The following is an 8886-nucleotide window of genomic DNA, read 5'->3' on the forward strand; positions in this document are numbered from 1 at the left end:
GAACCGTGCAGGTACTGCCCGATCGAGTAGACACCTCCTCCATCGAGTTTCAGCAAAACTTGGACCAGATGCGGTTGAGCCTCGACGAGGTCGCAGAGGTTCGCTCGGCGACACTCCTTGGCGGAGGCGAGAAGTCCGTCGCGCGCCTACGCGCTCGCGGAAAGATGCTCGCGCGCGAACGCATCGAATGGCTGTTGGATGAGGACTCGCCGTTCCTGGAGCTGATGCCCTTTGCGGCGTGGGGCACCGAGTTCACGGTGGGCGCCAGCGTGGTCACGGGCATCGGCGTCATCGAGGACGTCGAGGTCATGCTCATCGCCCACGACCCCACCGTGCGCGGAGGGACCCTGAACCCCCATAGCTTCAAGAAGGTCTTCCGTGCCATGGAGATCGCGAAGGAGAACCGGCTGCCGGTCGTCACGCTCGTGGAGTCGGGCGGAGCCGACCTGCCGACGCAGGCCGAGGTGGCCATTCCGGGCGGGCGGATGTTCCGGGACCTGACTGATCACTCCGCCGCCGGGCTACCCACGATCGCGCTCGTTTTCGGCAACGCGACAGCTGGCGGTGCCTACATGCCGGGCATGTCCGACTACGTGGTGATGGTCCGCGGGAGATCCAAGGTGTTCCTCGGGGGACCGCCCCTGGTGAAGATGGCCACCGGCGAGGAGTCGGACGACGAGTCGCTCGGGGGCGCGGAGATGCATGCCCGGACCTCCGGACTCGCCGACTATCTGGCCGAGGATGAACTCGACGCGATCCGCATCGGTCGCGAGATCGTGCGCCGTCTGAACTGGCGCAGATTGGGCTCGAGTCCTAGCGAGCCGCCCGACGAGCCCCTCTACCCGGTCGAACAGCTCCTCGGCATCCCCTCCTCGGACCCCAAGGTGCCGTTCGACCCACGCGATGTCCTCGCCCGGACCGTCGACGGCTCCAGGTTCGATGAATTCAAGCCGCTCTATGGCACCTCGCTTGTCACGGGATGGGCGTCCATCCACGGATACCCGTTGGGTGTGCTGGCCAACGCGAGAGGCGTGCTTCTCAACGAGGAGGCCGAGAAGGCGACTCAGTTCATTCAACTCGCCAACCAGATCGACACCCCACTGCTGTTCCTCCAAAACACGACGGGATACATGGTCGGCAAGACCTACGAGCAAGCCGGGATCATCAAGGACGGGGCAAAGATGATCAACGCGGTGACCAATAGTCGAGTCCCGCATCTCACCGTCAACATAGGAGTCTCCTACGGAGCGGGGAACTACGGCATGGCTGGCCGAGCGTTCGGACCGCGTTTCCTCTTCTCCTGGGTCAACTCCAGGACCGCCGTCATGGGACCTCAACAACTCGCCGGCGTGATGTCCATCGTCGCGAGGGAATCAGCGGTCGACAGGGGTCTCCCGTTCGATGAGGCTGCCGACGTCGTCATGCGCGAGACCGTTCAGTCGCAGATCGAGCGCGAGCAGACTGCGCTGGCGAACAGCTCGAGGGTGTACGACGACGGCGTTATCGACCCGCGCGATACGCGGACTGTCCTCGGCATCTGCCTGTCCGTGATCCACAACAACGAAGTCCGTGGCCAGCGCGGCTACGGCGTATTCAGGATGTGAACCTTTGTCTTCGATAAGCATGGTCCTGGTCGCGAACCGCGGTGAAATCGCACGACGGATCTTCCGTACCTGTCGCGACATGGGCATCAGCACGGCCGCCGTCTACTCCGACGCCGACATGGACGCGCGCCACGTGGCCGAGGCGGACGTAGCCGTACGGCTGCCAGGGGTGAGCCCGGCGGAGACCTACCTGCGTCCGGATCTCCTGGTGGATGCCGCCCTCAGGGTGAACGCGGACGCCGTTCATCCTGGTTACGGGTTCCTGTCCGAGAACGCCGGCTTCGCCCGTCTCTGCGCCGAGAACGGGCTCACGTTCGTAGGTCCGCCGCCGGAGGCGATCGAGGCGATGGGGTCCAAACTCGCCGCCAAGGCAATCATGGCCAGTGTCGGCGTCCCTACGTTGCCATGGACAGACGTGACCGATCTGGACACGAACACGGTCCGTCAGGCGGCTGAAGACCTCGGCTACCCCCTATTGGTCAAGGCGTCCTCGGGTGGTGGGGGGCGTGGCATGCGCACGGTGCTGGCTCCCGGCGACCTACTCGAAGCCGTCGCCGCCGCCAAGCGGGAGGCCGCTGCTGCCTTCAGCGACGCGACCGTGTTCCTGGAACGACTCGTGGTCTCTCCTCGCCACGTGGAGGTGCAGGTGCTGGCCGACACGTATGGCGGCGTTGCGCACTTGTTCGAGCGCGAGTGCTCGATCCAGCGTAGATATCAGAAGATCATCGAGGAATGCCCGTCGCCCGCGGTGGATGAAGACCTGCGCGAGCGTCTGGGCAGAGACGCTGTGGCGGCGGCCAAGGCCGTTGGTTATGTCGGTGCCGGGACCGTGGAATTCGTGATGGACGGTCAAGGTAAGTACTACTTCCTCGAGATGAACACGCGGCTTCAGGTCGAACATCCGGTCACCGAGCTGGTCACCGGGCTCGACCTGGTCCGCCTGCAGCTCATGGTCGCCCAACACGAACCGCTTCCCGCCGAGGTGTCGAACGCTGTCATCACCGGCCATGCGGTCGAGGCAAGACTCTACGCCGAGGACCCGCTGCAGCAATTCTTGCCACAGACCGGAACGCTCGACACCTTCGACCTCGGGCAGGTTCCGGGGGTTCGGATCGATAGTGGCGTGGAAGTCGGATCGTCGGTCAGTCAGTACTACGACCCCATGGTGGCCAAGGTCATTGCCTGGGCGCCGGACCGGCAGGAGGCGATACGCAAGCTCAGCGCGGCACTCGCCAACGCCCGCATCCATGGCTTGGTCACGAACCGGGATCTCCTGGTCCGCATCCTGCGGCATCCCGAGTTCGTGGCCGGTCACACTGACACTGGATTCTTGACCCGGCACCCCGCCGTCGACCTGGGCCGACCACTGGCCGGACCGGACGCGCAGCGCCTGCATGCGGTCGTGGCGACCCTGGCTCTGGTCGAGCGCAAACGGGCGGGGGCGTCGGTACAGCGCACCGTCCCCGCCGGGTGGCGGAACAACCGCTCGCAGCCGCAGACCATCAGCTTCGAGGCCGGAGAAGCACAGTACCGGGTCGCCTACGTGCTGGACCATGGAACTGTTCGCGCACACGTCAACGATGACGGCCTACCTGAGCTGGCCGTCGGTGTGCTCACGCCCCAACGAGTCGTTCTCGAGGTTGACGGTCTCCGCGAAACCTTCCACGTCGAGATCTCCGGTCATGGGGACTCACCGACCGTCCATGTGGATGGCCGCCTCGGCCACACCTCCTTCACCCGGACACCGCGCTTCACCTCCACGGCGTCAGCCGCCCCCGGCGGCTCCCTCATGGCGCCGATGCCGGGCACCGTCGCGAGGGTGCTCGTTGCTGTCGGCGACGACGTCGCTGCTGGAGAACCGCTGTTGGTCCTTGAGGCCATGAAGATGGAGCACACCATGACGAGTCCGCATCAGGGCGTCGTCCGCGAAGTCACGGTTGAGCAGGGGTCAGCAGTGCATGACGGCGAGGTGCTCGTGGTGATCGAGGAGAACGAGAACTAGGCGGCCTCGCCGCAGATGAGCGCTTCCTGCACCCACTAACCGACGTCAACAAGGAGCACCAGATGGACTTGCGTGAAACCGATGAGCACAGCGCTCTCCGAGAGGCCGTGGCGAAGCTTGGACGGTCGTTCGGTCACGAATACTTCGTCGAAACCTCGAAGTCCGGAGCCAAGAGTACGGAGCTCTGGAAGGCTGCGGGACAGCACGGCTTCTTGGGGGTGAATCTGGCAGAGGAGTACGGCGGCGGGGGCGCCGGCGTTTACGAGCTGCAGATCGTGGCCGAGGAGCTGACGGCTGCCGGCTGCCCACTCCTCATGATGGTGGTGTCTCCTGCGATCTGCGGCTCGGTGATTCAGACTTTCGGCACGGAGGAGCAGAAAGAGCGATGGCTCCGACGTCTGGCCACCGGCGAGTCCATCATGTCGTTCGCCATCACCGAACCGGACGCAGGCTCGAACTCGCACAACATCTCGACAGTGGCCCGTCGCGACGGTACCGATTACGTGCTGTCCGGCACCAAGTACTACATCTCCGGTGTGGACGAGGCTGACGCCATCCTCGTCGTCGCCCGAACGGGCACGGACGACAGGGGCCGCGGGAAGCTGAGCCTCCTGGTGGTACCCACCGATGCCGCCGGCCTCACCAAGACGCTCATTCCAGTGGAGATGACGGCACCGGACAAGCAGTTCACCCTCTTCTTCGACGATGTCCGCCTTCCTGCTGAGAGCCTGATCGGGGAAGAGGGCGACGGGCTACGCCAGGTCTTCCACGGCCTGAACCCTGAGCGGATCATGGGGGCAGCTATGGGCAACGGCATCGCTCGATATGCCCTGGCCAAGGCGGCGGAGTACGCCCGAGGACGCCAGGTGTGGGGCGTTCCGATCGGCACACACCAGGGCGTCGCGCACCCCTTGGCGCTTGCGAAGATCAACGCCGATCTTGCTCGCCTGATGACGCAGCGGGCCGCCTGGCTGCACGACGAGGGAGACCCCCTGGCCGGAGAGGCCGCCAACATGGCGAAGTTCGCGGCTGCCGAAGCGGGCATGGCAGCGTTGGACCAGGCCATCCAGACCCACGGCGGGAACGGGTTGTCGACAGAGTACGGGTTGGCCACCTTGTGGGGCTCGATGAGACTCATGCGGACCGCGCCGATCAGCCGAGAAATGATCCTCAACTATGTCGCCAGGCACAGTCTCGGCCTGCCCAGTTCCTATTAGGGGTTCACGATGAGCAACCTGCACGATGACGCTGTCACCTACGAAGTCGTCAACGGAGCCGCCTGGGTGACGCTGAACCGCCCAGACGCACGAAACGCCATCAACTCCGCGATCCGCGCCGGCTTGTTCGAGGCCGTCGACCGTTTCAACTCCGACGGTGAAGCGAAGGTCATGATCCTCACCGGAGCAGGTGACGCGGCCTTCTGCGCCGGAGGGGACCTCAAGGAGATGGCCGAGCAGAGGCTGGGGCCGCCTCCGCCGGACTTCATTCCATACTTCGGCCGCACCGTTGCTGTCGACAAACCCACCATCGCGGCCGTTAATGGTGTGGCCTACGCAGGTGGCTTCCTCATGGCCCAGATGTGCGACCTGGTAGTCGCCGCCGAAAACGCCCGCTTCGCCGTGACGGAAGTGAAAGTTGGCCGCGGGTCGCCGTGGGCGGCTCCCTTGCCGTGGCTGATCCCACCCCGCGTGGCCATGCAGCTTCTTATGACGGGCGATCCCATCGACGCTGTGAGAGCGCGGGAGGTCGGGCTGGTCAACGAAGTGGTCCCTGCCGCACAGCTGCGCGAAGCGGCTCAGGAGTTGGCTGAGCGGATCGCCGCCAATGCCCCGCTGTCCGTCGCTGCATCGAAGGCGATGGTGTACGCATCAGCAGATCGTGGTTGGCATGACGCACTCGATGAGGCGGACCGGATCTGGGAGCCTGTCTATCTGAGCGCTGATGCACAGGAAGGTCCACGGGCGTTCCGCGAGAAGCGCCCACCGCAATGGCAGGGCCGATGAGCTCGAGCCGTCCGAGCATCGGTGGTATCGACGACAAAGGCATGCAGCTCGACCTGCTGCTGCGTGATGTCGCCGCCGAAACGGGCTGCTTGATGAGCATGCTGCTGCCTCTGCCGGTCGTCGCCTGGGAGAAGGCGACGCCCGCGGAAGGGTGGACGGTTCGAGATCAGGTGAGCCACCTGACGTTCTCAGACAACGCTGCGTATCTCGCACTCACCGACCGGGCCGCGTTCACCCAGTTGCTCGCGGAGGCACAGCCGGATCCGATCGCTTTCGTAGACCGTGCGAACATCCCCGGGCGGACGATCGGTGTACCTGAGCTGCTCGGCGGCTTCGTTCAGGCGCGGGTGCAGATGGTGCACTCACTGCGTGCAGTCGATCGGCAGACTCGGGTTCCTTGGTTCGGGCCGCCCATGAGCGTGCTCTCCTTCGTCACTGCTCGGCTAATGGAGACATGGGCACATGGGCAGGACGTGCGCGACGCGCTAGGCGCGGAGACGGTCGCGACCGATAGGCTCAGACATATCACGGATATCGGAGTTCGGGCGCTGCCGAACAGTTTTCGGGCGCACGGGCGACCGATCCCTGCGGCCCCTGTCCGGGTGGAGGTTACCGGCCCTACTGGAGAGTTATGGGTATGGGGTGAAGAGGGAGCGGCGAACCGCGTCATCGGGTCAGCACTCGATTTCTGTCTCGTCGTTACGCAGCGGCGTCACCCGCAGGACACCGACGTGATCACGCGGGGCCCAGTGGCGGCGGAGTGGATAGCGATAGCACAAGCTTTCGCCGGCCCGCCCGGCTCCGGCCGGCGCGCGGGCCAATTTTCTGGCTCTCCTGACTGATCCGTGGGTCATTTCCGGCCGGGGAGGACGGGGCGGTGGCCGCCGAGGTTGAGCATGGCGAGGGCGATGAGGGCGTCCGGGGACTTGAACCCGAACGCGACGCGGGTGAGTAGCCGGATCTTTGGTGTTGACTGATTCGATGCGTCCGTTCGATCTCACCGTCGACTGCACGCCCTGGCGATGATCCGGGCGCTGTCGCCCGGGTGCGGGTGACGCATCAGTTCCATCCGTGGGTCTGTCCGAGAAACGGTGTAAGCAGCGGTTCTCATCTCAGTCCGGACTTCCGAAGATGAGCACACGACCGGCCGAATATGGGGTGTGGCCTGCGGAAACGCCGAAGCGGCGGGTTGGGGTCGTGTTACTACAGAGCCGCGTGACGGGCGTGGGTCAGCTGGTCTCGGGCACGGTGAAGTCGAAGAACCGCGGCGGCTCGGGGAGCTCGAGCGCGGTCAGGATGGCCTTCTGGCCGTTGGTGGTGGCGGAGCGTTGTGCGACGTGGTCGTCGGCGGTGGCCAGGGTGACCAGGTGCATCCGGTCGAGTTCGTTGCGGACGTTGCGCCAGGTGTCGTCGGTGGCGTTCTCGACCACCCGAAGCAGCAAGAGTCCAAGCCAGCACAGTTGGATGTGGGCACGGATCCGGTCCTCGCGGTAGTGGAACACCGGACGGAGCCCGAGGGCGCCCTTCATGTCGCGCCAGCCACGTTCGACCTGCAGCAGCTGTTTGTAGGCCGCGGCGAGGTCCTCGGGGGTCAAGGTGGCATCGGAGGTGCGGAGCAGCCACTTGCCGTCCAGGTGCGACTCGCGCTTGACCGCGGCCGCGTCGACCCGGAGCAACCCGCCGCCGGTGCGGCGCAGATACCTGCGCAGCCGGGCTTGGTCTTCAGCGATCCGACGAACTCGTCGCGACGCCGTGCGGTCCAGGCATCGGACCCGGTGACGAGTTCCTGCAGGTGGGCGACGAGCTGGGTGCGGACCGCGGCGTCCCGGTCGGCCTGTTCGGGGTTGTGGCAGACCACGAACCGCTGCGCCCTCGCGCCGTCGTCGCCATCACCGTTGCCGCCGGGGGCGACCGCGACCTCCTTGACCCGCAGGTTCCCCGCGACGGTGCGGTAGCGGCCCGGTCGGGCCAGTGCTGCAGCGGCCTCGCCGTTGGTGTGACGCAGCTTCTCGGCGTGGATGTAGTGCCCACCACCACGGGTCAGGTAGGCCCGGTTGGCCGCGGAGGCGAAGCCGCGGTCCGCGACCCACACCATCCGGCGCATGTTCCAGCCGGCCAGGTCGTGCTTGACGGTGCGGATGATCGAGGTGTCGCCTGTGTCGCCGGAAAAGGTCCAGCACCGCACCGGGACCCCGTCGCGGGTCACCGCCATCGCGATCACCACCTGGGGCAGGTCGGTGCGGTGGTCCTTGGAGTGCCCGAACTCCCGCTTGGCCTGCTCGACCGGGCGGCTGCCGTCGTCATCGACGACCTCGGCCAGGTCGACCAGCTCGTCGGCGATGTCGAGCTCCCAATAGGTAGAGGTCGTGTCCACGAAAAGGATGTCGAGGTCGAGGTTGAGCAGGTGTGCGACCGAACCGAAGATTTCGGCGGCGATCTCGTCGAGGGCCTCGAGCAGGAACTCCATCGCGGCAATAGGGCATGTATGTCAGATGGTCTGTGTAAGTCACTCGCGGCGGTTTACTCCGCCATCCCGGCGGATGAAAATGGGGTCGGGGCCACCGCTCGTGGTGACGTCGGTCCTCTTTGGTGCCAGAGAGCCCGAGTGTAAGTCTGACGTAAAGCCGTGTCGGCACCCCGGACTGTCGCCCTTGAGCACGACGAGCAGAATCGCTTGATCGGCTTTCGATCAAGCGGTGGTCCTCCAATGGAGAGGAGGAGAGATGGAAGAGCTCGTTGATCGGTGCGCGGGCATCGACGTGGGCCAGGCCGAGGTGGTGGTGTGCGTCCGGGTTCCCGACCGGGTGACCGGGCGGCCTGCTGAACTGATCGAGACGTACGGGACAACCACGCCGGACCTGATGGAACTGCGCGACTGGATGGCCGGTCTGGGTGTGACTCACGTGGTGATGGAGTCCACCGGGGTGTACTGGAAGCCGGTGTACTACCTGCTGGAGGACGACTTCGTGGTGATGCTGGTCCACGTCAAACACGTGCCTGGCCGCAAGACCGACACCATCGATGCGGTGTGGCTGGCCCAATTGTTGGCACACGGCCTGCTGTCGGCCAGCTTCGTGCCGCCCAAGCCGATCCGGGAGCTGCGGGACCTGACGCGGTATCGCAAGGCGTTGATCAACGAGCGCGCCGCCTCGGCCAATCGGGTCCATAAGGGGTCCTTACTGGGTTCAACCGGTGGTAGCAACACCAGCTTGGTGGAGCAATCGTAGGTGCTCGTCGAGGGCCTCTGCTGGGGTCTTCCATCCGAGGCTCTTCCTGG

8 protein-coding genes and 1 pseudogene are annotated in these 8886 nt (G+C 65.4%); 6 read left to right on the forward strand and 3 right to left on the reverse strand.

The window, feature by feature from the left end:
• Positions 1-14 precede the first annotated feature (14 nt).
• From ASD30_RS10430 to ASD30_RS10450, 5 genes are all read left to right on the forward strand, one after another.
• Positions 15-1604: an acyl-CoA carboxylase subunit beta gene (locus ASD30_RS10430; protein ID WP_439117347.1), complete on the forward strand. Its 1590-nt coding sequence runs from the start codon at positions 15-17 to the stop codon at positions 1602-1604.
• A gap of 19 nt (positions 1605-1623) precedes the next feature.
• Entirely contained in the window at positions 1624-3606 is a 1983-nt protein-coding gene (locus ASD30_RS10435) for an ATP-binding protein (protein WP_056681137.1), read from the forward strand.
• Positions 3607-3668: 62 nt separating this feature from the next.
• On the forward strand, positions 3669-4823 hold the full coding sequence (locus tag ASD30_RS10440; protein ID WP_056681139.1) for an acyl-CoA dehydrogenase family protein: 1155 nt from the start codon (positions 3669-3671) through the stop codon (positions 4821-4823).
• Between the two features lie 9 nt (positions 4824-4832).
• The gene (locus ASD30_RS10445; RefSeq protein WP_200951137.1) at positions 4833-5609 is read left to right on the forward strand and encodes an enoyl-CoA hydratase/isomerase family protein; all 777 of its coding nucleotides are present in this window, start codon (positions 4833-4835) and stop codon (positions 5607-5609) included.
• Between the two features lie 41 nt (positions 5610-5650).
• Positions 5651-6451, forward strand: coding sequence for a TIGR03084 family metal-binding protein (locus tag ASD30_RS10450; protein ID WP_056681158.1), 801 nt, complete (start codon positions 5651-5653; stop codon positions 6449-6451).
• Positions 6452-6459: 8 nt separating this feature from the next.
• Here ASD30_RS10450 and ASD30_RS26570 read toward each other — a convergent pair.
• The 3 genes and pseudogenes from ASD30_RS26570 to ASD30_RS10460 form a co-directional block, all read right to left on the reverse strand.
• Positions 6460-6604 (reverse strand): annotated as a pseudogene (locus ASD30_RS26570) (transposase); the annotation flags it as partial.
• 234 nt (positions 6605-6838) lie between these two features.
• Positions 6839-7285: an IS1634 family transposase gene (locus tag ASD30_RS10455; RefSeq protein ID WP_056681142.1), complete on the reverse strand. Its 447-nt coding sequence runs from the start codon at positions 7283-7285 to the stop codon at positions 6839-6841.
• Positions 7201-8076, reverse strand: a complete 876-nt coding sequence (locus tag ASD30_RS10460; RefSeq protein ID WP_056681147.1) for an IS1634 family transposase — start codon at positions 8074-8076, stop codon at positions 7201-7203. Before ASD30_RS10460 ends, ASD30_RS10455 begins: the two co-directional genes overlap by 85 nt.
• Before the next feature lie 256 nt (positions 8077-8332).
• Between ASD30_RS10460 and ASD30_RS10465 the strand changes: the two genes are divergently transcribed.
• The gene (locus tag ASD30_RS10465; RefSeq protein WP_056681150.1) at positions 8333-8836 is read left to right on the forward strand and encodes an IS110 family transposase; all 504 of its coding nucleotides are present in this window, start codon (positions 8333-8335) and stop codon (positions 8834-8836) included.
• Positions 8837-8886 lie beyond the last annotated feature (50 nt).

Origin of the sequence: Nocardioides sp. Root140 (genome assembly GCF_001426745.1) — a bacterium.
Lineage (GTDB): Bacteria > Actinomycetota > Actinomycetes > Propionibacteriales > Nocardioidaceae > Nocardioides.

Coding starts and splice junctions, on each gene's coding strand:
- ASD30_RS10435 (WP_056681137.1), top strand. CDS start 1,624: ATGGTCCTGGTCGCGAACCGCGGTGAAATCGCACGACGGATCTTCCGT.
- ASD30_RS10465 (WP_056681150.1), top strand. CDS start 8,333: ATGGAAGAGCTCGTTGATCGGTGCGCGGGCATCGACGTGGGCCAGGCC.
- ASD30_RS10440 (WP_056681139.1), top strand. CDS start 3,669: ATGGACTTGCGTGAAACCGATGAGCACAGCGCTCTCCGAGAGGCCGTG.
- ASD30_RS10460 (WP_056681147.1), bottom strand. CDS start 8,076: ATGGAGTTCCTGCTCGAGGCCCTCGACGAGATCGCCGCCGAAATCTTC.
- ASD30_RS10445 (WP_200951137.1), top strand. CDS start 4,833: ATGAGCAACCTGCACGATGACGCTGTCACCTACGAAGTCGTCAACGGA.
- ASD30_RS10450 (WP_056681158.1), top strand. CDS start 5,651: ATGCAGCTCGACCTGCTGCTGCGTGATGTCGCCGCCGAAACGGGCTGC.